The sequence below is a fragment of the Pseudomonas sp. SDO524_S393 genome (assembly GCF_054071875.1).
Genome location: NZ_JBSVVZ010000021.1, coordinates 60,104 through 80,464, shown reverse-complemented (window position 1 = coordinate 80,464; position 20,361 = coordinate 60,104). Strand labels below are relative to the sequence as shown.

Sequence of the window (20,361 nt, the reverse complement as noted above, 5' to 3'; positions counted from 1 at the left end):
GTTGCCCGCGAAAGCAGTCTGTCAGTCACCGTATTCATCGACTGGTCCACCGCCTTCGCGAGAAAGCCCGCTCCCACAAAAAGCCCGTCCACACAAGTTTCCTCTCATAACAATAAAATTCAGGTTCTTCCCCATGGATATCACCCGCCGCGACTTCCTCAACGGCGTCGCCATTACCGTTGCCGCCGGTATGACCCCGCTGCAACTGCTGCAAGCCGCCCCGGATGGCCGCTACTACCCGCCCGCCCTCACCGGCTTGCGAGGCAGCCATGCCGGTTCGTTCGAAGTGGCGCACCAGATGGGCTGGGAAAAGAAGGTGTTCGACACCGACCCACTGCCGATCAGCGAGGACTACGACCTGGTGGTGGTGGGCGGCGGTTTGAGTGGTCTGTCGGCGGCCTGGTTCTACCGCGAGAAGCACCCCAAGGCGAAGATCCTGATCCTGGAAAACCACGATGATTTCGGCGGCCACGCCAAGCGCAATGAATTCCAGGCGGGTGGCCGCCTGATCATCGGCTACGGCGGCAGCGAAGCGTTCCAGTCGCCCAACCACCTCTACAGCCAGGAAGTGAACGGGCTGTTGAAGAAACTCGGGGTGAATATCAAGCGCTTCGAAACCGCGTTCGACCGCCCGTTCTACCCCAGTCTCGGGTTGTCGCGCGGGGTGTTTTTCGACAAGGAAAACTTCGGCGAAGACAAACTGGTGACTGGCGACCCGACGCCCATGGTGGCCGACGACATCGCGCCGGACCAACTCAATGCACGCGCCCTGCGCGACTTCATCAATGACTTCCCGCTGCCCCAAGCCGACCGCCAGGCCCTGATCGAACTGCACACCGCCCCCAGGGATTACCTGCCGGGCAAAACCGCCGAGGAAAAGGCCAGCTACCTCGCCGCCACCAGCTACCGCGATTTCCTGCTCAAAAACGTAGGTTTGTCGGAAGGTGCGGTGAAGTACTTTCAGAGCCGCACCAATGATTTCATGGCATTGAGCATTGATGCGGTCGCTGCTGCTGATGCCTACAGCGTGGGTTTCCCAGGGTTTGGCGGCATGAACCTGGCACCGATCAGCGAAGAAGCCGCTGCGGAAATGGAAGAGCCCTACATCTACCACTTCCCCGATGGCAACGCCTCGCTGGCGCGCCTGCTGGTGCGCAGCCTGATCCCGGGCGTGGCGCCGGGACACACCATGGACGATATCGTGCTGGCGGCCTTTGACTACGCCAGGCTCGACCAGCCCAAAGCGCCGGTGCGCCTGCGCCTGAACAGCACGGCCGTCAGTGTGCGTAACGTGGGCGACAGCGTGCACATCGGCTACAGCCGGGGTGGGCAATTGGCCCAGGTGCGTGGCAAACGCTGCATCCTGGCCTGTTACAACATGATGATCCCGTACCTGTTGAAGGACCTGCCGGCGCCCCAGGCCCATGCCTTGAGCCAGAACGTGAAGTACCCGCTGGTGTACACCAAGGTGGTAATCCGCAATTGGCAGTCGTTCCAGAAGCTGGGGGTGCATGAGATTTATGCGGCGACCCAACCTTACAGCCGCATCAAGCTGGATTACCCGGTGAGCATGGGCGGCTACGACCACCCGCGCGACACGACGCAGCCGATTGGCTTGCACATGGTCTACGTGCCGACCAGCCCCAACAGCGGCATGAACGCCCGCGACCAGGCCCGCGCCGGGCGAGGCAAATTGTACGGGCAGACGTTCGAGCAACTCGAAGCGCAGTTGCGCGACCAACTGCAACGCATGCTCGGCCCGGGCGGGTTCAACCATGAGACCGACATTCTGGCGATCACGGTCAACCGTTGGTCACATGGTTATGCGAGCTTCTCCAACAGTCTGTTCGATGATGCGGACCAGAGCGAAGCGTGGATGAAACTGGCGAAACAACCGGTGGGGCATGTAAGCATTGCCAACTCCGACGCGGCGTGGAGCGCGTATGCCCATGCGGCGATTGATGAGGCGTACCGCGCCGTTGGCGAAGTAGCCTGAACTTGTAGTGAGCGGGCTTGCCCGCTCACTACAGGGCTGCCTGACATTTGGAAATGTCTTGTCGCATTTGCAAAGCCATCACCCCGCCATCAATCATTTTTCCTTCTTCATCGAACCGCTTAAGCTATCCGGCGTCTGTTTAACGTCCGTTGCGTTTGGCCGAAGGCATGTCCGAACCGTAATTTCTTATCCACTAAACGCCAGGAACGGCGTGGGATCAGCTCACGACAGGTTGTCTCTATGCACCGCAGGAATTTGCTCAAAGCGTCCATGGCCATTGCGGCTTACACCGGTTTGTCGGCCAGTGGCCTGCTGGCCGCGCAGGCCTGGGCCGGGAACCGCGCCGCTGACGGCAAGGCCGTGGCGTTCGACTTTGAAACCTTGAAAGCCCAGGCCAGGCAACTCGCCGGGACCGCTTACAAAGACACCAAACAGGTGCTGCCGCCGACTCTGGCGACCATGACCCCACAGAATTTCAACGCCATCGGCTACGACGGCAAGCATTCGCTGTGGAAAGACTTGAATGGCCAGCTCGACGTGCAGTTCTTCCACGTCGGCATGGGTTTCAAGACACCGGTACGCATGCACAGCGTCGACCCCAAGACCCGTGAAGCGCGCGAGGTGCATTTCCGCCCGTCGCTGTTCAATTATGAAAAGACCACGGTCGACACCAAACAACTGACCGGTGACCTGGGTTTCTCCGGCTTCAAGCTGTTCAAAGCGCCGGAGCTGGACCGCCATGACGTGCTGTCATTCCTTGGCGCCAGCTACTTCCGCGCGGTGGACAACACCGGCCAGTACGGCCTTTCGGCGCGCGGCCTGGCCATCGACACCTACGCGAAAAAACGCGAGGAGTTTCCCGATTTCACGCAGTTCTGGTTTGAAACCCCGGACAAGAACGCCACCCGCTTCGTGGTCTACGCCCTGCTCGACTCGCCGAGCGCCACTGGTGCCTACCGCTTCGACATCGACTGCCAGGCCAACCAGGTGGTAATGGCCATCGACGCCCATATCAACGCGCGTACCACCATCGAACAACTGGGCATCGCGCCGATGACCAGCATGTTCAGTTGCGGCACTCACGAGCGCCGCATGTGCGACACCATCCACCCGCAAATCCACGACTCCGACCGCCTGGCGATGTGGCGTGGCAACGGTGAATGGATCTGCCGCCCGCTGAACAACCCGGCCAAGTTGCAGTTCAACGCCTTTGCCGACAAAGACCCGAAAGGCTTCGGCCTGGTGCAGACCGACCACGAGTTCGCCAGCTACCAGGACACGGTGGACTGGTACAGCAAGCGTCCAAGCCTGTGGGTCGAACCGACGACGGCCTGGGGCGAAGGCTCCATCGACCTGCTGGAAATCCCCACCACCGGCGAGACCCTGGACAATATCGTGGCCTTCTGGACCCCGAAAAAACCCGTGGCCGCCGGCGACTCGCTCAACTATGGCTACAAGCTTTACTGGAGCGCCCTGCCACCGGTGAGCACGCCGTTGGCGCAAGTGGACGCGACCCGCTCCGGCATGGGCGGTTTCACCGAAGGCTGGGCACCGGGCGAGCACTACCCTGAAGTGTGGGCACGTCGTTTTGCCGTGGACTTCAAGGGCGGCGGCCTGGACCGTCTGCCACCGGGTACCGGCATCGAACCCGTGGTGACCTGTTCCCACGGCCAGGTGAAGGATTTCAGCGTGCTGGTGCTCGACAGCATCAAGGGCTACCGCATCCTGTTCGACTGGTACCCGACCAGCGACAGCGTAGAACCGGTAGAACTGCGCCTGTTTATCCGCACCCAGGATCGCACCTTGAGCGAGACCTGGTTGTACCAGTACTTCCCGCCGGCACCGGACCAGCGCAAGTACACCTGATAGCCGATCGCTCCCACGCGCTGCGTGGGAGCGATCTCTTTCAGATTGCTTTAAAACCGCGAAACACTCCTCATCGCCCCGATCAGATAACGCATCGCCACCTGGTCGTTCTCAGTCAGCGCTCGATACTGCGTCAGCAACTCTGCCTCTTCCACGCTCAACCGGCGCCCCCGCAAAGGCAGCCCGCGGAACAGAAAAGACACCAACATAACCGCTACGCCATAGGATTTGGCCATGGACTGTTTCTCCTGATATCAATCAAATGCTCCTGGTGCCCATCACCCGCCTCCCGTGAAGCGCAATGCCTCAGCGAGCAAACAGACTGACTCCCTGGGCCAGAAATCAGACTTACCCTAAGCGTAGAAACAATCTCGTGACACGTGGGATTTTTTTAGAGTATTCACTTAAAAAAACCGCTTCGGTAACAAAGACCTACAGCCCTTTCTCATCCAGCATTCGATACAGATGAATATCGTGAGGCTCTTGGGCATACAGGTCCGGATCGGGCCGGGACAACAACCGGCAGCCATGGCGCCGATAGAAGTCCACGGTGTTGCGCGATTCGGTGGCCGACACATACAGGGCATCCGCTCCGGCTTGCCGACCCTGCTCGCAGGCCAGCGCGAACAAACGGCTGCCCAGCCCCTGGCCGCGAGCGGATTGGCTGACATGCAGGAACTTCAACTGGCGCAAGTGCAGGCCCTGCTGGTGAAGAGGCCGGTTGTCCACCACCACCGCCGCTACCAGCGCCGGCCCGTCGAACACGCCCCACAGCCAGCCGCCTCGCTGGAGGCAGGCACGCAGCGCAATGGCATCCTGTTCGGCCTCGCCTTCAGGCCAGCCGCGCATGTCGTGATAATCGGCGTACAGCACCAGCTCGCCGTTTTCCACGCGATAACATTCGTGAACCTGCTCCGTACGGTCGATGGTCGCCAGCAACGGGATATCGTTTTCGGTTAACGCTCTTTCCATCCACATGATGGCCTCCTGCTTTGAAGCCACAAGGATCAGCATTCCCCTCGGCCCAAGCAACAAAAAACCCACCGGTCAGGGTGGGTTCGGGTGAAACGCAAGCGGGGTCAATCCCTCAGATCAGACTCATGGATCGGCTGGTCGCGGTGGGTCGCCCGCTGGTATTGCGCCGGCCACACCGCCTTGCGCCCGCCCAGGTCGTCATCGGCATGCAGTGGCCAGTAAGGGTCGCGCAACAACTCGCGGGCCAGGAAAATGATGTCGGCCTGGCAGGTGCGCAAAATATGCTCGGCCTGGGCCGGTTCGGTGATCATGCCCACCGTGCCCGTGGCGATGCCGGACTCCTTGCGCACGCGCTCGGCGAACCGTGTCTGGTAGCCGGGGCCGGTGGGGATCTCGGCATTGGCCGCCGTACCGCCCGACGACACGTCGATCAAGTCCACGCCCAGGTCTTTGAGGCGTCGCGCGAGCTCCACGGTTTCATCCGGGTTCCAACCGTCTTCCACCCAATCGGTGGCCGACACTCGCACGAACAACGGTAGCTCCTGAGGCCAGACTTCGCGTACGGCCCGGGTCACGTCCAGTACCAGGCGGATACGGTTCTCGAACGAGCCACCGTATTGGTCCTGACGCTGATTGCTGATCGGCGACAGGAACTGGTGCAACAGGTAACCATGGGCAGCGTGCACTTCCACCACCTTGAAACCGGCGGTCAATGCGCGTTTGGCCGCCGCGACGAAATCATCGATTACCTGACGGATCTGCCCTTCATCCAACTGCCTGGGTTGTGTATAGGTCGGGTCGAAGGCAATGGGCGACGGCCCCACCGGCACCCAGCCGCCATCTGCCGGTTTGACGCTGCCATGCTTGCCGATCCAGGGACGATGGGTACTGGCCTTGCGCCCGGCGTGGGCCAATTGAATGCCGGCCACGGCGCCTTGGGCGGCGATAAATCGAGTGATGCGCTGCAAGGGTTCGATCTGTGCGTCGTTCCACAGACCAAGGTCCTGGGCGGTAATACGACCATCGGCGGTCACAGCGGTGGCTTCGGTGAAGATCAGGCCTGCGCCGCCCACGGCGCGGCTGCCCAGGTGGACAAGGTGCCAGTCATTGGCCAGACCGTCGACCGCCGAGTACTGGCACATCGGTGAGACCGCGATGCGGTTGAGCAGGGTCAATTCACGGAGGGTGTAGGGTTCGAGCAGCTGACTCATGGCGCACCTCTTCTGGGTTCTATGGGCACTGTTTCGTGCTTAGAGCCTAGTCGACAACGTCGAAATGCACAGGGTTCAGAAAGGAAAACGGGAGCCGATTGCCGGCTCCCGTACAACGGCGGATTACATTTCGACCTGGGTACCCAGCTCGATCACGCGGTTGACCGGCAGCTTGAAGAAGCGCAGGTTGCCGTTGGCGTTCTTCAACATGAACGCGAACAGCGCTTCGCGCCAGCGTGCCATGCCCTTGATGCGCGAAGCGATGACGGTTTCCCGGCTGAGGAAGTAAGTGGTGCGCATCGGGCTGAAATCCAGCTCGTCCAGATGGCACAGCTTCAAGGCTTCGGGCACATCCGGTTCGTCGGCAAAACCGAAGTGCAGGATCACCCGGAAGAAACCTTCGCCGTAGGAATCCACCTCGAAACGCCGCGTGACCGGCACGCGGGGAATGTCCTCGTAGACCACCGTCAACAGCACCACTTGCTCATGCAGCACCTGGTTGTGCAACAGGTTGTGCAGCAGCGCATGGGGCACGGCATCCGGGCGGGCCGTGAGGAACACCGCCGCGCCCTGCACGCGATGCGGCGGCTGCACGCGGATGCTGCCGATGAAGATCGGCAACGGCAGACCGCCCTCGTCGAGACGGTCCACCAGCAGTTGCTTGCCGCGCTTCCAGGTGGTCATCAGCACGAACAGCACGATCCCCGCCAGCACCGGGAAGGCGCCGCCCTGAATGATCTTCGGCACGTTGGCGGCAAAATACAGGCCATCCACCAGCAGGCAGCAGACCAGCACCGGCACGGCCAGCACCGGTGGCCACTTCCACAGCAGCAGCATCACCGCCGACACCAGAATGGTGGTCATCAGCATGGTGCCGGTCACCGCCACGCCGTAAGCCGAAGCCAGCGCGTTGGAGGACTCGAAACCCAGCACCAGCAGAATCACGCCGACCATCAACGACCAGTTCACCGCGCCGATGTAGATCTGGCCCTGTTCGGCACTGGATGTGTGCTGAATGTGCATGCGTGGGATGTAACCCAACTGGATCGCCTGGCGTGTCAGCGAGAACGCGCCGGAAATCACTGCCTGGGAGGCGATCACCGTGGCCAGGGTGGACAGCACCACCAGCGGAATCAGCGCCCAGCTTGGCGCCAGCAGGTAGAACGGGTTGCGCGCGGCTTCCGGATCGCCCAGCAACATGGCGCCCTGACCGAAGTAGTTGAGCACCAGCGCCGGCAGCACCAGGATGAACCAGGCACGGGCAATGGGTTTACGGCCGAAGTGGCCCATGTCGGCATACAGCGCCTCGGCGCCGGTCAGCGCCAGGACCACCGCGCCCAGGATCGCCAGGCCGATGCCCGGGTGAGCCTCGAAAAACCGCACAGCCCAGATCGGGTTCATGGCATTGAGCACTTCAGGGTGCAGGGTGATGCCATACACGCCCAGGCCACCCAGTACCAGGAACCAGGTGACCATCACCGGGCCGAACAGCTTGCCGATGCGGTCGGTGCCGTGTTTCTGGATCAGGAATAGGGCCACCAGCACGATCAGTGCGATGGGCACGACCCATTTTTCCAGGCCATCGAATGCCAGTTCCAACCCCTCGATGGCCGAAAGCACCGAAATCGCCGGGGTGATCATGCTGTCACCGTAGAACAGCGCCGCCCCGCACAAGCCGCAGACCACCAGGAAGCTGCGCAATTTCCTGCGCTCGCCTGCCGCCCGACGCGCCAGCGCCGTCAGGGCCATGATGCCGCCCTCGCCCTGGTTGTCGGCCCGCAACACGAACAGCATGTATTTGATCGACACCACCCAGATCAGCGACCAGAAGATCAGCGCGAGGATGCCCAGCACGCCGTCGTGATTGACCTGAACCCCATAACCGCCAGTGAACACCTCTTTAAGGGTGTAGAGCGGGCTGGTGCCGATATCGCCATAAACCACCCCGACCGCCGCCACCAGCATGCCAATCGGTTTGGCATTGGAATGCTCGGCACCTGCTGCCTGACTACTTGCGTGACCCATCAACCACTCCTGCCCTTTGACCTGCGGTCATTTATAAACAGCGCGCTGAACTGACCCTAGCATGCGCTGTTTTACTTCTCGTAACAGACGTTTTATTGACCCAGGGGTTTTACCTGTGTGCAACGGCGCGAAGCATAGCGCAGCACTCGTCGTATTTCCCTGCATAAAGCTGGTCAAGTGCGCTGCCCGTCGCTAGAATTGCGCACTTTTTGATCAGAGGCGCGCCAAGCGCCCGTCCGCTGCCCTGCCTTTCATGGCGGCGGCGTCATTCAATACCGAGGTTAGACATGTCCACCACTCCCGCGACGGCCAATCCAAAGGTCGGCTTTGTATCCCTGGGCTGCCCGAAGGCCCTGGTCGACTCCGAGCGCATCCTGACCCAACTGCGCATGGAAGGTTATGACGTGGTGTCCACTTATCAGGACGCCGACGTGGTAGTGGTCAACACCTGTGGCTTCATCGACTCGGCCAAGGCGGAGTCCCTGGAAGTGATCGGCGAAGCGATCAAGGAAAACGGCAAGGTCATCGTGACCGGCTGCATGGGCGTGGAAGAAGGCAATATCCGCGATGTGCACCCAAGCGTCCTGGCCGTGACCGGTCCGCAGCAGTACGAGCAGGTGGTCAACGCCGTGCACGAAGTGGTGCCGCCCAAGCAGGACCATAACCCGCTGATCGACCTGGTGCCGCCGCAAGGCATCAAGCTGACGCCACGCCACTACGCGTACCTGAAGATTTCCGAAGGCTGCAACCACAGCTGCAGCTTCTGCATCATCCCGTCGATGCGCGGTAAATTGGTGAGCCGCCTGGTGGGCGATGTACTGGACGAGGCCCAGCGTCTGGTGAAATCCGGCGTGAAAGAGCTGTTGGTGATCTCCCAGGACACCAGCGCCTACGGCGTCGACGTGAAATACCGCACCGGTTTCTGGAACGGCGCGCCAGTGAAAACCCGCATGACCGAACTCTGCGAAGCCTTGAGCAGCCTGGGCGTATGGGTGCGCCTGCACTACGTTTACCCGTACCCGCACGTGGACGAACTGATCCCACTGATGGCCGCCGGCAAGATCCTGCCGTACCTGGACATCCCGTTCCAGCACGCCAGCCCTAAAGTATTGAAGGCGATGAAACGCCCGGCCTTCGAAGACAAAACCCTGGCGCGCATCAAGAACTGGCGCGAAATCTGCCCTGAACTGATCATCCGTTCGACCTTCATCGTCGGCTTCCCCGGCGAAACCGAAGAAGACTTCCAGTACCTGCTGGACTGGCTGACCGAAGCCCAGCTGGACCGCGTCGGCTGCTTCCAGTACTCCCCGGTTGAAGGCGCCCCGGCCAACCTGCTCGACCTGGAAGTGGTGCCGGACGACGTCAAGCAGGACCGTTGGGAGCGCTTCATGGCGCATCAACAGGCCATCAGCTCCGCACGCCTGCAATTGCGCATCGGCAAGAAAATCGAAGTGCTGATCGACGAAGTCGACGAGCAAGGCGCCGTTGGCCGTTGCTTCTTCGATGCGCCGGAGATCGACGGCAACGTGTTCATCGACGATGCCAGCGGCTTGAAGCCGGGTGACAAGGTGTGGTGCACCGTGACCGATGCCGACGAATACGACCTGTGGGCTGAAAAACGCGACTGAACCAGGATGTGACGCACAGCGTCACGGGATGTATTCCCACGCGGAGCGCGGGAACAATCGACTGAGTGTAAAAAATTGAAAAAGCCCCGCCTCTGGACAAGATGCGGGGCTTTTTTACGTCTATCGTTTTGCCCATTGGCGCCAATCATCGGCGAGGGGCAGCGGCATGCGTCAGCATTCGGTTATCCACACACCTAAAACCAGTGACTTCGCGGACCTTGCGCGCATCTGGGAGGCTTCGGTGCGGGCCACCCACGACTTTTTGCCGGACAGCTACATCGTATTGCTGAAAAACCTGGTGCTGACCCGCTACCTGGACGCAGTGATGCTGATCTGTACCAAAGACGCGCGCCAGCACATCACCGGGTTTGCCGGGGTAGCGGCGGGCAAGGTCGAGATGCTGTTTATTGACCCGCAGCATCGGGGCGAAGGCTTGGGCCGACAATTGCTGACGTACGCGATCGAGCATTTGAACGCCGATGAGCTGGACGTGAACGAGCAGAACCCCCAGGCGCTGGGGTTTTACTTCAAACAGGGATTCGAGGTGGTCGGGCGCACGGAGCATGATGGCCTGGGGCAGCCCTATCCGTTGTTGCATATGCGTTTGCGCCAGCAGCAAATCAGTCATGGCTGACAAAACACCGAAGATCTGTGGGAGCGGGCTTGCCTGCGATGCAAACAACTCGGTGTATCAGGTGTATCGAGGCGATGCCATTGCAGGCAAGCCAGCTCCCACAAAAAACCACGGCATTGAAATGGAGCCGGGATTAACCGGCGCCAGGCAGGTACAATAACCGCCCCCTTTTGTTACGGCCCTTGTCATGACTGACCCCATACGCCTCTCCAAACGCCTGATCGAACTGGTCGGTTGCTCCCGTCGGGAGGCTGAGCTGTTTATCGAAGGCGGCTGGGTCTCGGTGGACGGTGAAGTGGTCGACGAGCCGCAGTTCAAGGTCACCACCCAAAAGGTCGAGCTGGACCCGAATGCCAAGGCTACCGCACCGGAGCCGGTGACGATCCTGCTGCACGCCCCGGCCGGCGTGGATGTCGACACGGCCATGGCCTCGATCAGCGCCGACACCCTGTCCGAAGAACATCGCTTCGGCAAACGCCCGCTCAAAGGCCACTTTCTGCGCCTGACCGCCAGCGCCGACCTGCAAGCCAGGGCCAGCGGCCTGCTGGTGTTTACCCAGGACTGGAAGATTCTGCGCAAATTGACCGCCGATGCCGCCAAGATCGAGCAGGAATACGTGGTCGAGGTGTCCGGCGACATGATCGAGCACGGCCTCAACCGCCTGGCCCATGGCCTGACGTACAAAGGCCGTGAACTGCCGGCGGTCAAAGCCAGCTGGCAGAACGAAAACCGCCTGCGCTTCGCCTTGAAGAACCCGGCACCCGGTGTGATTGCCGCGTTCTGTGAGGCGGTGGGCCTGAACGTGGTTGCCATTCGTCGTATCCGCATCGGCGGCGTGTCCATCGGCAAGGTACCGGTGGGTCAATGGCGTTACTTGTCCGGCAAAGAGAAGTTCTGAGCCGCCCCTCTTTTCTCGGCATCGACACCGTTGCGCGGTGCCCTCAGTTGAATACCAGGATTGCCCAATGATTCACAACGACGTACTGCGCAGCGTGCGCTACATGCTCGACATCAGCGACAACAAGATGGTCGAGATCATCAAGCTCGGCGGCCAGGACGTGACCCGGGACGACTTGCTCAACTACCTCAAGAAAGAAGAGGAAGAGGGCTTTGTGTTCTGCCCGGACGAGGTCATGGCGCACTTTCTCGACGGCCTGGTGATTTTCAAGCGCGGCAAGGACGAGAGCCGCCCGCCCCAGCCCATCGAAACCCCGGTGACCAATAACATCATCCTCAAGAAGCTGCGCGTGGCCTTCGAACTGAAGGAGGACGACATGCACGCCATCCTCAAGGCCGCCGAATTTCCGGTGTCCAAACCTGAACTGAGCGCGCTGTTCCGCAAGTTTGGCCACACCAACTACCGTCCGTGCGGCGACCAGTTGCTGCGTAACTTCCTCAAGGGGCTGACGCTGCGGGTTCGTGCGTAAACCATGAGTTACCCGGTCTCCCCTGTCGGCTTTGTGCGCTCCTGCTTCAAGGAGAAGTTCGCCATCCCACGCCAACCGCAGCTGGCGCCAGCGGCACGCGGCGTGCTGGAACTGGTCGCGCCGTTCGACAGCGGCGAGGCGCTACAGGGCCTGGAGCAGGTCAGCCACGTGTGGCTGTTGTTTCTGTTCCACCAGGCCCTCGAGGGCAAGCCCCGCCTGAAGGTGCGACCGCCGCGCCTGGGCGGCAACACCTCCATGGGAGTTTTCGCCACCCGTGCGACCCACCGCCCCAATGGCATTGGCCAGTCAGTGGTCAAACTGGACAAGGTCGAGCCGGGACGGCTGTGGATTTCCGGGATCGATCTGCTGGACGGCACGCCGGTCCTGGATATCAAGCCCTACGTGCCTTATGCCGACATCATCGACACCGCCACCAACGAGATGGCCAGTAGCGCACCGCCGTTGATTCCCGTGCAGTGGCTTAAGACCGCGCTGCAACAGGCACAAGGCCACGCTCAACGCCTTGGCGAACCGCTGGTGGAGCTGATCGATCAGTGCCTGGCGCAGGACCCGCGGCCGGCGTATCAGACGCCTGGGCCGGAGCGCGAGTACGGTGCGCAGTTCTGGGATGTGGACGTGCGCTGGCACTATCCCGAGGCTGGGGTGATTTGTGTGCTGGAAGTGCTGGTGGCCGGCTAAATAAACCGGGAACCAAAATGTGGGCTGGCTTGTGTGGGAGCCGGGCTTGCCCGCGATGCAGGCACAGCGGTTGTCGGTCACACCGCAGTGATGCTATCGCAGGCAAGCCAGCTCCCACACAAGCCAGCTCCCACAATTTTTTGTAGCGGTGTTTACTTCTCGACGAACGCACGCTCGATCAGGTAATCACCCGGCTCACGCATCCGTGGCGAAACTTTCAGACCGAAGCTGTTCAGCACTTCGCTGGTTTCGTCCAGCATGCTCGGGCTGCCGCACAGCATGGCGCGGTCGTCCTCGGGGTTGATCGGCGGCAGGCCGATGTCGCTGAACAGCTTGCCGCTGCGCATCAGGTCGGTCAGGCGGCCTTCGTTTTCGAACGGCTCGCGGGTCACGGTCGGGTAGTAGATCAACTTGTCACGCAGGGCCTCGCCGAAGAACTCGTTCTGCGGCAGGTGCTCGGTGATGAACTCGCGATAGGCGACTTCGTTGACGTAACGCACGCCGTGGCACAGGATCACCTTTTCGAAGCGCTCGTAGGTTTCCGGGTCCTGGATCACGCTCATGAACGGCGCCAGGCCAGTACCGGTGCTGAGCAGGTAGAGGTGTTTGCCCGGCTTCAGATCGTCAAGCACCAGGGTGCCTGTCGGCTTTTTGCTGATGATGATCTCGTCGCCTTCCTTCAAGTGCTGCAATTGGGAAGTCAACGGGCCATCGGGGACCTTGATGCTGAAGAACTCCAGATGCTCTTCCCAGTTCGGGCTGGCAATGGAGTAAGCACGCATGAGTGGGCGGCCATTGGGCTGTTGCAGGCCGATCATCACGAACTGACCGTTCTCGAAGCGCAGGCCCGGATCGCGGGTGCACTTGAAGCTGAACAGAGTGTCGTTCCAGTGATGAACACTGAGGACACGCTCGTGGTTCATGTTGCTCATGTACGGGGGACTCCTGGAAATGGGTCTGCGCCAAAGATGGGATGCGCAATTGCACAGCATTCTAATGGCGGCGACAATATCTGTTAACTGGATTATTAAGATAAGGGTTATCGGTTATATCGATATGCGATTTACTCTCCGTCAACTTCAAGTGTTCGTCGCCGTTGCCCAGCAGGAAAGCGTCTCCCGCGCTGCGGGTCTTCTGGCCTTATCTCAATCTGCCGCCAGCACCTCGATCACCGAGCTGGAGCGTCAATCCAGCTGTCAATTATTCGACCGCGCGGGTAAACGCCTGAGCCTCAACGCCCTCGGCCATCAGCTGTTACCCCAGGCGGTAGCGCTGCTGGACCAGGCCAAGGAGATCGAGGACCTGCTCAACGGCAAGTCAGGCTTCGGCTCCCTGGCAGTCGGCGCTACCCTGACCATCGGCAACTACCTGGCCACGCTGTTGATCGGCAGCTTCATGCAGCAACACCCCGAGAGCCAGGTGAAGCTGCATGTGCAGAACACTGCCCATATCGTGCACCAGGTGGCCCATTACGAAATTGACTTGGGTCTAATCGAAGGCGACTGCAGCCACCCGGACATCGAGGTCAAAACCTGGGTCGAAGACGAACTGGTGGTGTTTTGCGCGCCCCAACATCACTTGGCCAAGTGTGGCGTGGCCACCCTGGAGGAACTGACCCATGAGGCGTGGATCCTGCGGGAGCAGGGCTCGGGCACGCGTCTGACCTTCGACCAGGCGATGCGTCATCATCGCAGCGCGCTGAATATCCGCCTGGAGCTGGAACACACCGAGGCGATCAAACGGGCAGTCGAGTCAGGCCTGGGGATTGGCTGCATTTCCCGGCTGGCACTGCGCGACGCGTTTCGACGTGGCAGCCTGGTGCCGGTGGAAACACCGGATCTGGACCTGTCCCGGCAGTTTTATTTCATCTGGCATAAACAGAAATACCAGACGTCAGCAATGCGCGAGTTTCTGGACCTGTGCCGCGCCTTTACCGCCGGTGTTCAGCGCAGCGACGAAATCGTGCTGCCGAGCATTGCCTGACCTCAGATCAGAATCACGGCCCACACCAGGGTGATCATGGTGAGCGCCACGAATTGCGCGGCACTGCCCATGTCCTTGGCGTTTTTCGACAACGGATGACGGTCCAGGGAGATACGGTCGATCGCCGCTTCCACCGCCGAGTTGAGCAGTTCGACGATCAAGGCCAGCAGGCACACGGCGATCAGCAGCGCGCGCTCCACACGGCTGACGTGCAGGAAAAAGCTCAGCGGAATCAGGATCACGTTGAGCAGCACCAACTGACGGAAAGCCGCCTCGCCCGTGAATGCCGCGCGCAGGCCATCCAGGGAATAGCCCCCCGCATTGAAGATCCGCTTGATACCGGTTTGACCCTTGAAAGGTGACATAGACGTAGGCAACTGAACCAAAGAAGTGGGGAAACTAGATCACGCCAAGTCAAAAAAGCGTGAAGCGGTGACAACTCAATGCTGCGAAATTGACTCAAGTTGTTGCAAAAGCAACGCCGCCTGGGTCCGGGTCCGCACGCCCAGCTTGCGGAAAATCGCCGTGACGTGGGCCTTGATGGTGGCTTCGGACACGTTCAACTCGTAGGCGATCTGCTTGTTCAGCAACCCTTCGCAGACCATGGTCAGCACGCGAAATTGCTGGGGGGTGAGGCTGGCGAGGCCATCACGGGCGGCCTTGGCCTCGTCGGACACGTTGATGTGCTCGAATGCCTGGGGCGGCCAGGACACTTCGCCGTCCAGCACCGTGCGCACGGCTTTCTGGATCTCGTCCATGGTGCTGGACTTGGGAATGAAACCGCTGGCGCCAAACTCCTTGGAGCGCACCACCACATCGGCTTCTTCCTGGGCCGAGACCATCACCACGGGGATCTGCGGGTACTGCCCACGCAACAGCACCAGACCGGAAAACCCATAGGCGCCGGGCATATTCAGGTCGAGCAGCACCAGGTCCCAGTCGGACTTCTCGGTCAGGCGCGCTTCCAGCTCGGCAATGCTGGCCACTTCAACCAGGCGCACGTCCGAACCCAACCCCAGGGTCACAGCCTGGTGCAGTGCACTGCGAAACAGCGGGTGGTCATCGGCTATCAGGATTTCGTATGTGGCCATTGATTAAATGATCCTGTTTTTTATGGGAGCCCTGATCGGCGCCCAGCATGCCCAGCGTAGTCTGGGGGGTCAAGCTCTACGCCCGCAGGCATTTTAGCGGGTTACGGGTGCGGGGTGCCATCATGCAAACGTCGTCTGGTCATGGCGTCGGGACATAGGGCGCAAGGCGCGTGTGAACACTGTCCGTCGGATCCAGGGGCAACTGGAACTTGGCGGCCAGGTAATGGCTGCTGAACACATCCAGATAGGCGTCGAGTACTTCACTGGCGGCATTGTCGTCGGCCAGTTCCAGGCACAGCGCTGCGACTTCGGCCGTGCAGAAATGATCATCGCGCTTGGAACGGCGCAGTTTGTAGCGTGACAACTGTTCCGACGCCAGGCTCAACACCGGCAAGTGTTCCAGGTACGGGCTCTTGCGGAACATCTTGCGTGCTTCGCTCCAGGTGCCATCCAGCAGGATAAACAGCGGGCGCTTGCCCTCCTCGACCCTGACTTCACTGACAACACGCTCGGGAGCGACGAATTCACCAGGAAACACGATGTAGGGTTGCCACTGCGGATCGGCCAGCAGGGTGAGCAAATCCGGGTCGACTTCCGTGCGTGACCAGGTAAAGGCCGTCGTGTCCTCAATCACATCGGCAATCAGCCAGCCGGTGTTGCTGGGCTTCATCGGCTCGACATCATGCATCAACAGACACATGGCGGATTGGGCCACCACCTTGGGCCGCCAGGCGCACAGGCAGTATTGCGGGATAACCCGGCAGCCGGGACAGCGCTCGGCACGGGAACCCCGATTGAGAAACGGCCGTACAGCGCGGGCCAGGCGCTGGGTGCGCAGGCGGGAAACAGCGTGGCTCATGGGTGACGCCGCCGGGATGGGTAAATCGGCACAGTGAAAACTCGGGGCAGGACTGAAGTGGCCGCAGTTTACCAGCGATACGCCTGGCTGTAGTGGCGAACGGTCACCTATAATTGCGCGCCACTGAACGCCCAGCGCAGTGGCTGGTCTATGCACCAGTACCCGAATCAGGAGAGTTTCATGTTGCGTTCCATGCTGCGCCTTGCCGCCCCCTCCATCGCCCTTGCGCTGGTAGTGCCCGTGGGCGCCCAGGCGGCCTCGCTGCTGGAGGTCCAAATGAACCGCAAGCTGCAAAGCGTCGCAGCTGAAAGCAACAAGGACCTGCCCCGGGAAATCGACGAAAAAACCCTGGAAGTGGCCTATACCGTCGAGGGCATGCAACTGATCGATCACCTGAGCGTCATGCCGGACCGGGCCGAACAGATGCGCGCCAACCCCAAGGCGGTGTATTTCCAGTTGGGCCAAAGCGTGTGCCTGAACAAGGGCTATCGCGAACTGATGGCCAAAGGCGCCGTGATGCGCTACGAAATCACCGAGAACAAGACCAACCGCCCGGTGGCTTCGGTCAAGTTCGTGGAAGCCGATTGCCCGGCACCGGCTGCTGCGAAGAAGAAAAAGTAAGCCTTCCCGTCTCCCCTCGCGCGCTGCTGTCCCGTAGCGCGCAACTCCCCCGCTACCGATTGCCAGGCAGCCGCTAAACTCCGTGGTGAATGATCAATAAGCGGTTGCCAGCCAAGGGTTTTTCAGCCCATGATCGAGTCATTCCAGCCGCCCGTTCACAATGGTTTCCACACCGTTCTGTAACATTTTCAGGGCAAAAGAGGGTTGCCCTCCTGCAACGTGCAGTGCAAAGGTTTCCAAATCACAAGGAACATACAGAGCCCGTTTGCCGCCTGGCGAATACCGTGCAATGCCAGCGGCATGCAGCGACACAAGCTGTGTCGTGGCCCCGGACGAATTTTTCGCCGTGGCCCCCGGTTCTGTGAAGAAGGAGAAGTTGAATGCCTTACGAACCGAATGACAGCCTGCTTCGGCATTTTGAAGAAAACGGGACCGACCTCACGCAGCAGGTCGACGCACAACTCCAGCTGATCGCGCCCAACAGCCCGAATATCCCTCTGTACCGCGACATGATCCTTACCGTGTTGCGCATGGCCCAGGACGACCGCAACCGCTGGAATGCCAAGATCACCCTGCAAGCCATCCGCGAACTGGACAACGCCTTCCGCGTGCTCGAACAGTTCAAGGGACGACGCAAGGTGACGGTGTTCGGCTCGGCACGCACCCCGGTGGAAAGCCCACTGTATGCCTTGGCCCGGGAAGTCGGCGCACTGCTGGCAAAATCGGACTTGATGGTGATCACCGGCGGCGGCGGCGGCATCATGGCAGCGGCACACGAAGGTGCTGGCCTGGCGCACAGCCTGGGTTTCAATATCACCTTGCCGTTTGAACAGCACGCCAACCCGACCATCGATGGCACCGACAACCTGCTGTCATTCCACTTTTTCTTTACCCGCAAGCTGTTCTTCGTCAAAGAGGCTGATGCACTGGTGCTGTGCCCCGGCGGTTTTGGCACCCTGGATGAAGCGCTGGAGGTATTGACCCTGATCCAGACCGGCAAGAGCCCGCTGGTGCCGGTGGTGTTGCTGGACGCGCCAGGTGGTGGGTTCTGGCAAGGCGCCCTGGACTTTATCCGCAGCCAACTGGAAGCCAATCGCTATATCCTGCCGACCGACCTCAAACTCGTGCGACTGGTGCACAGCGCAGAAGAGGCCGTGGAGGAAATCAATCAGTTTTATGCCAACTTCCACTCCACCCGCTGGCTCAAGCGTGAGTTTGTCGTGCGCATGAACCATCCACTCAGTGAGCGGGCGCTGGCCCACTTGCAGAACGAGTTCGCCAGCCTGCGACTGAGTGGGGAATTCCAGCAGCTCGCGTATACCGGCGAAGAACATGACGAAGCAAAGTTCAGCCATTTGACACGCCTGGTGTTCAACTTCAATGGGCGCGACCAGGGGCGGTTGCGGGAGTTGGTGGACTACATCAACTTGCCGGAAAACTGGGCACAGGCGCAGGGGAAGACGCAGCAGCGGGTAGCGCCACAACCGGCTTGATTTTTTGCAGACGAAAAAAAAGGGCCCACTATTTTCATAGTGGGCCCTTGGATGCTTTGAATACTTCCGATTTAAACCGTGGGGCGATTGGGGCTGCTGCGCAGCCCAGCGCGGGACAAGCCCGCTCACCACAAACAAGCACGCTCAACACGAACAAGCCTACTCATCCGAAACACGGCCACTCACCAAATCATGCCTGTTCATCAGAAACAAGCCCGCTCACCACAACAGCCTATGCTCAGTCGTCCAGATCACGACCACTCAATAAGCGGCTGATCATGTCCATCGAGAATCCGCGATAGCTCAGGAAGCGCCCCTGTTTGGCTCGCTCCTTGGCATCAATGGGCAGATGCCCCGAAAACTTGCGGCGCCAGGTGTCTTCCAACTGCGCTTGCCAGCTGATACCACACTCACGTAGGGCAAGGTCGATATCGGCGCGGTGCAGGCCGCGCTGGCTCAATTCCTCGCGAATCCGTGCCGGACCATAGCCGGAACGGGCTCGGTAGGAGACAAAACTTTCGAGGTAACGGGCTTCCGATAACAGCCCCTCTTCCGTCAAGCGATCAAGGGCTGTCTCGATCATCTCGGGTTCTGCGCCGCGCTGACGCAATTTACGCGTCAGCTCGACTCGACCATGCTCACGGCGAGCGAGCAGGTCCATGGCAGTGCGCCGAACGGCGACGAGTGTATCCAGTACAACTGTCATCGCTGGGTTCAGATGTCGGTATCGACTTCTTCTTCCATTTCTTCAACCGGCTCGCGGTTGGCAGCGGCTTTCACATCCGGCGCTGCGGACAACAGCTTGTCGCGAATCTGCTTCTCAAGGGCGGCTGCAACTTCCGGATTGTCCTGCAGGAACTTGGCCGAGTTGGCCTTGCCCTGACCGATCTTGCTGCCGTTATAGGCGTACCAGGCACCGGACTTCTCGACGAAACCGTGCAGCACACCCAGGTCGATCATCTCGCCATTCAGGTAAATACCCTTGCCGTAGAGGATCTGGAACTCAGCCTGACGGAAAGGTGGCGCCACCTTGTTCTTGACGATCTTGACGCGGGTTTCGCTACCCACCACCTCGTCGCCTTCCTTCACCGCGCCGGTACGGCGGATATCCAGACGGACCGACGCGTAGAATTTCAGCGCGTTACCACCGGTGGTGGTTTCAGGGCTGCCGAACATCACGCCGATCTTCATACGGATCTGGTTGATGAAGATCACCAGGCAGTTGGCGTTCTTGATGTTACCGGTGATTTTACGCAGCGCCTGGGACATCAGACGGGCTTGCAGGCCCACGTGCATGTCGCCCATTTCGCCTTCGATTTCAGCCTTGGGTACCAGGGCAGCCACGGAGTCGACCACGATCACGTCGATGGCGTTGGAGCGCACCAGCATGTCGGTGATTTCCAGGGCCTGCTCACCGGTGTCCGGCTGGGAAACCAGCAGGTCGTCAACGTTGACGCCCAGCTTGCCGGCGTACTCAGGGTCCAGGGCGTGCTCGGCGTCGACGAACGCACAGGTGGCGCCCATTTTTTGCGCCTGGGCGATCACCGACAGGGTCAGGGTGGTTTTACCGGAAGATTCAGGACCGTAGATTTCAACGATACGGCCTTTTGGCAGGCCGCCAATGCCGAGCGCGATGTCCAGACCCAGAGAGCCCGTGGAAATGGCCGGGATCGCCTGACGGTCGTGATCGCCCATACGCATTACGGCACCCTTGCCGAATTGACGTTCGATCTGACCCAGGGCCGCAGCCAAGGCTTTCTTCTTGTTGTCGTCCATTAAAGTCCTCACGTAATCAATAAGGCCTGACGGCCAACACCTGTATAAGTAGACAGTATTGTTCCACAAAGATCGGG

General features: G+C 60.4%; 21 protein-coding genes. 11 read left to right on the top strand and 10 right to left on the bottom strand.

Going from position 1 to position 20,361, the window contains the following annotated elements; translation table 11 throughout:
• Positions 1–133 precede the first annotated feature (133 nt).
• Both ACW9IB_RS11970 and ACW9IB_RS11965 read left to right on the top strand, forming a co-directional pair.
• Positions 134–1,996, top strand: coding sequence for an NAD(P)-binding protein (locus ACW9IB_RS11970; protein ID WP_457413772.1), 1,863 nt, complete (start codon positions 134–136; stop codon positions 1,994–1,996).
• Positions 1,997–2,236: 240 nt separating this feature from the next.
• Positions 2,237–3,862, top strand: coding sequence for a glucan biosynthesis protein D (locus ACW9IB_RS11965; protein ID WP_457413771.1), 1,626 nt, complete (start codon positions 2,237–2,239; stop codon positions 3,860–3,862).
• A 50-nt stretch (positions 3,863–3,912) separates the two neighbouring features.
• On the opposite strand, the gene ACW9IB_RS11960 is transcribed toward ACW9IB_RS11965, so the two are convergent.
• From ACW9IB_RS11960 to ACW9IB_RS11945, 4 genes are all read right to left on the bottom strand, one after another.
• On the bottom strand, positions 3,913–4,098 hold the full coding sequence (locus ACW9IB_RS11960; protein WP_457365008.1) for a hypothetical protein: 186 nt from the start codon (positions 4,096–4,098) through the stop codon (positions 3,913–3,915).
• A gap of 196 nt (positions 4,099–4,294) precedes the next feature.
• Positions 4,295–4,840 (bottom strand): GNAT family N-acetyltransferase, encoded by a 546-nt coding sequence (locus ACW9IB_RS11955; protein ID WP_457413770.1) that lies wholly within the window; start codon positions 4,838–4,840, stop codon positions 4,295–4,297.
• A gap of 101 nt (positions 4,841–4,941) precedes the next feature.
• Positions 4,942–6,048: an NADH:flavin oxidoreductase/NADH oxidase gene (locus ACW9IB_RS11950; RefSeq protein ID WP_457413768.1), complete on the bottom strand. Its 1,107-nt coding sequence runs from the start codon at positions 6,046–6,048 to the stop codon at positions 4,942–4,944.
• 123 nt (positions 6,049–6,171) lie between these two features.
• Positions 6,172–8,073, bottom strand: a complete 1,902-nt coding sequence (locus ACW9IB_RS11945; RefSeq protein WP_457413767.1) for a potassium transporter Kup — start codon at positions 8,071–8,073, stop codon at positions 6,172–6,174.
• Positions 8,074–8,360: 287 nt separating this feature from the next.
• On the opposite strand from ACW9IB_RS11945, the gene rimO reads away from it, so the two are divergent.
• The 6 genes from rimO (at position 8,361) to tsaA (ending at position 12,461) form a co-directional block, all read left to right on the top strand.
• A complete protein-coding gene (gene rimO / locus ACW9IB_RS11940; RefSeq protein WP_457413766.1) occupies positions 8,361–9,701 on the top strand; it encodes a 30S ribosomal protein S12 methylthiotransferase RimO in 1,341 nt (446 codons plus the stop codon).
• A gap of 166 nt (positions 9,702–9,867) precedes the next feature.
• Positions 9,868–10,335 (top strand): GNAT family N-acetyltransferase, encoded by a 468-nt coding sequence (locus ACW9IB_RS11935; protein WP_457365015.1) that lies wholly within the window; start codon positions 9,868–9,870, stop codon positions 10,333–10,335.
• Positions 10,328–10,495, top strand: a complete 168-nt coding sequence (locus ACW9IB_RS11930; protein ID WP_457413765.1) for a hypothetical protein — start codon at positions 10,328–10,330, stop codon at positions 10,493–10,495. Before ACW9IB_RS11935 ends, ACW9IB_RS11930 begins: the two co-directional genes overlap by 8 nt.
• Positions 10,496–10,522: 27 nt before the next feature.
• Entirely contained in the window at positions 10,523–11,233 is a 711-nt protein-coding gene (locus ACW9IB_RS11925; RefSeq protein WP_457413763.1) for an rRNA pseudouridine synthase, read from the top strand.
• A gap of 67 nt (positions 11,234–11,300) precedes the next feature.
• Complete coding sequence (locus ACW9IB_RS11920; RefSeq protein ID WP_457365017.1) at positions 11,301–11,762, top strand: DUF1456 family protein; 462 nt, start codon at positions 11,301–11,303, stop codon at positions 11,760–11,762.
• Positions 11,763–11,765: 3 nt separating this feature from the next.
• Positions 11,766–12,461 (top strand): tRNA (N6-threonylcarbamoyladenosine(37)-N6)-methyltransferase TrmO, encoded by a 696-nt coding sequence (tsaA, locus tag ACW9IB_RS11915; protein WP_457413762.1) that lies wholly within the window; start codon positions 11,766–11,768, stop codon positions 12,459–12,461.
• A 152-nt stretch (positions 12,462–12,613) separates the two neighbouring features.
• Here tsaA and fpr read toward each other — a convergent pair whose 3' ends face one another.
• Positions 12,614–13,393 carry a ferredoxin-NADP reductase gene (fpr, locus tag ACW9IB_RS11910; RefSeq protein ID WP_003189055.1) on the bottom strand — a complete coding sequence of 260 codons (780 nt, stop codon included), beginning with the start codon at positions 13,391–13,393 and terminating at the stop codon, positions 12,614–12,616.
• Between the two features lie 124 nt (positions 13,394–13,517).
• On the opposite strand from fpr, the gene ACW9IB_RS11905 reads away from it, so the two are divergent.
• Positions 13,518–14,444 carry a LysR family transcriptional regulator gene (locus tag ACW9IB_RS11905; RefSeq protein ID WP_457365019.1) on the top strand — a complete coding sequence of 309 codons (927 nt, stop codon included), beginning with the start codon at positions 13,518–13,520 and terminating at the stop codon, positions 14,442–14,444.
• A gap of 2 nt (positions 14,445–14,446) precedes the next feature.
• Here ACW9IB_RS11905 and ACW9IB_RS11900 read toward each other — a convergent pair whose 3' ends face one another.
• The 3 genes from ACW9IB_RS11900 to ACW9IB_RS11890 all read right to left on the bottom strand — a co-directional run bounded on the left by ACW9IB_RS11900 (position 14,447) and on the right by ACW9IB_RS11890 (position 16,394).
• Positions 14,447–14,809, bottom strand: a complete 363-nt coding sequence (locus ACW9IB_RS11900) for a diacylglycerol kinase (RefSeq protein ID WP_017137081.1) — start codon at positions 14,807–14,809, stop codon at positions 14,447–14,449.
• A 75-nt stretch (positions 14,810–14,884) separates the two neighbouring features.
• Positions 14,885–15,535 carry a response regulator transcription factor ErdR gene (gene erdR, locus ACW9IB_RS11895; RefSeq protein WP_457365020.1) on the bottom strand — a complete coding sequence of 217 codons (651 nt, stop codon included), beginning with the start codon at positions 15,533–15,535 and terminating at the stop codon, positions 14,885–14,887.
• Between the two features lie 139 nt (positions 15,536–15,674).
• Positions 15,675–16,394: a tRNA-uridine aminocarboxypropyltransferase gene (locus ACW9IB_RS11890; RefSeq protein ID WP_457365021.1), complete on the bottom strand. Its 720-nt coding sequence runs from the start codon at positions 16,392–16,394 to the stop codon at positions 15,675–15,677.
• A 180-nt stretch (positions 16,395–16,574) separates the two neighbouring features.
• On the opposite strand from ACW9IB_RS11890, the gene ACW9IB_RS11885 reads away from it, so the two are divergent.
• Both ACW9IB_RS11885 and ACW9IB_RS11880 read left to right on the top strand, forming a co-directional pair.
• Positions 16,575–17,015: a PA3611 family quorum-sensing-regulated virulence factor gene (locus ACW9IB_RS11885; RefSeq protein WP_457365022.1), complete on the top strand. Its 441-nt coding sequence runs from the start codon at positions 16,575–16,577 to the stop codon at positions 17,013–17,015.
• A 380-nt stretch (positions 17,016–17,395) separates the two neighbouring features.
• On the top strand, positions 17,396–18,508 hold the full coding sequence (locus ACW9IB_RS11880) for an LOG family protein (RefSeq protein ID WP_457413760.1): 1,113 nt from the start codon (positions 17,396–17,398) through the stop codon (positions 18,506–18,508).
• 238 nt (positions 18,509–18,746) lie between these two features.
• On the opposite strand, the gene recX is transcribed toward ACW9IB_RS11880, so the two are convergent.
• Positions 18,747–19,214: a recombination regulator RecX gene (gene recX / locus ACW9IB_RS11875; RefSeq protein ID WP_457413759.1), complete on the bottom strand. Its 468-nt coding sequence runs from the start codon at positions 19,212–19,214 to the stop codon at positions 18,747–18,749.
• A gap of 8 nt (positions 19,215–19,222) precedes the next feature.
• Positions 19,223–20,284 (bottom strand): recombinase RecA, encoded by a 1,062-nt coding sequence (gene recA, locus ACW9IB_RS11870; protein WP_457365025.1) that lies wholly within the window; start codon positions 20,282–20,284, stop codon positions 19,223–19,225.
• Between the last annotated feature and the right edge of the window lie 77 nt (positions 20,285–20,361).

What these genes read in the sequence shown, in the direction of transcription:
- ACW9IB_RS11970 (WP_457413772.1), top strand. Translation starts at nt 134, where the DNA reads ATGGATATCACCCGCCGCGACTTCCTCAACGGCGTCGCCATTACCGTT.
- ACW9IB_RS11965 (WP_457413771.1), top strand. Translation starts at nt 2,237, where the DNA reads ATGCACCGCAGGAATTTGCTCAAAGCGTCCATGGCCATTGCGGCTTAC.
- ACW9IB_RS11960 (WP_457365008.1), bottom strand. Translation starts at nt 4,098, where the DNA reads ATGGCCAAATCCTATGGCGTAGCGGTTATGTTGGTGTCTTTTCTGTTC.
- ACW9IB_RS11955 (WP_457413770.1), bottom strand. Translation starts at nt 4,840, where the DNA reads ATGTGGATGGAAAGAGCGTTAACCGAAAACGATATCCCGTTGCTGGCG.
- ACW9IB_RS11950 (WP_457413768.1), bottom strand. Translation starts at nt 6,048, where the DNA reads ATGAGTCAGCTGCTCGAACCCTACACCCTCCGTGAATTGACCCTGCTC.
- ACW9IB_RS11945 (WP_457413767.1), bottom strand. Translation starts at nt 8,073, where the DNA reads ATGGGTCACGCAAGTAGTCAGGCAGCAGGTGCCGAGCATTCCAATGCC.
- rimO (WP_457413766.1), top strand. Translation starts at nt 8,361, where the DNA reads ATGTCCACCACTCCCGCGACGGCCAATCCAAAGGTCGGCTTTGTATCC.
- ACW9IB_RS11935 (WP_457365015.1), top strand. Translation starts at nt 9,868, where the DNA reads ATGCGTCAGCATTCGGTTATCCACACACCTAAAACCAGTGACTTCGCG.
- ACW9IB_RS11930 (WP_457413765.1), top strand. Translation starts at nt 10,328, where the DNA reads ATGGCTGACAAAACACCGAAGATCTGTGGGAGCGGGCTTGCCTGCGAT.
- ACW9IB_RS11925 (WP_457413763.1), top strand. Translation starts at nt 10,523, where the DNA reads ATGACTGACCCCATACGCCTCTCCAAACGCCTGATCGAACTGGTCGGT.
- ACW9IB_RS11920 (WP_457365017.1), top strand. Translation starts at nt 11,301, where the DNA reads ATGATTCACAACGACGTACTGCGCAGCGTGCGCTACATGCTCGACATC.
- tsaA (WP_457413762.1), top strand. Translation starts at nt 11,766, where the DNA reads ATGAGTTACCCGGTCTCCCCTGTCGGCTTTGTGCGCTCCTGCTTCAAG.
- fpr (WP_003189055.1), bottom strand. Translation starts at nt 13,393, where the DNA reads ATGAGCAACATGAACCACGAGCGTGTCCTCAGTGTTCATCACTGGAAC.
- ACW9IB_RS11905 (WP_457365019.1), top strand. Translation starts at nt 13,518, where the DNA reads ATGCGATTTACTCTCCGTCAACTTCAAGTGTTCGTCGCCGTTGCCCAG.
- ACW9IB_RS11900 (WP_017137081.1), bottom strand. Translation starts at nt 14,809, where the DNA reads ATGTCACCTTTCAAGGGTCAAACCGGTATCAAGCGGATCTTCAATGCG.
- erdR (WP_457365020.1), bottom strand. Translation starts at nt 15,535, where the DNA reads ATGGCCACATACGAAATCCTGATAGCCGATGACCACCCGCTGTTTCGC.
- ACW9IB_RS11890 (WP_457365021.1), bottom strand. Translation starts at nt 16,394, where the DNA reads ATGAGCCACGCTGTTTCCCGCCTGCGCACCCAGCGCCTGGCCCGCGCT.
- ACW9IB_RS11885 (WP_457365022.1), top strand. Translation starts at nt 16,575, where the DNA reads ATGTTGCGTTCCATGCTGCGCCTTGCCGCCCCCTCCATCGCCCTTGCG.
- ACW9IB_RS11880 (WP_457413760.1), top strand. Translation starts at nt 17,396, where the DNA reads ATGCCTTACGAACCGAATGACAGCCTGCTTCGGCATTTTGAAGAAAAC.
- recX (WP_457413759.1), bottom strand. Translation starts at nt 19,214, where the DNA reads ATGACAGTTGTACTGGATACACTCGTCGCCGTTCGGCGCACTGCCATG.
- recA (WP_457365025.1), bottom strand. Translation starts at nt 20,284, where the DNA reads ATGGACGACAACAAGAAGAAAGCCTTGGCTGCGGCCCTGGGTCAGATC.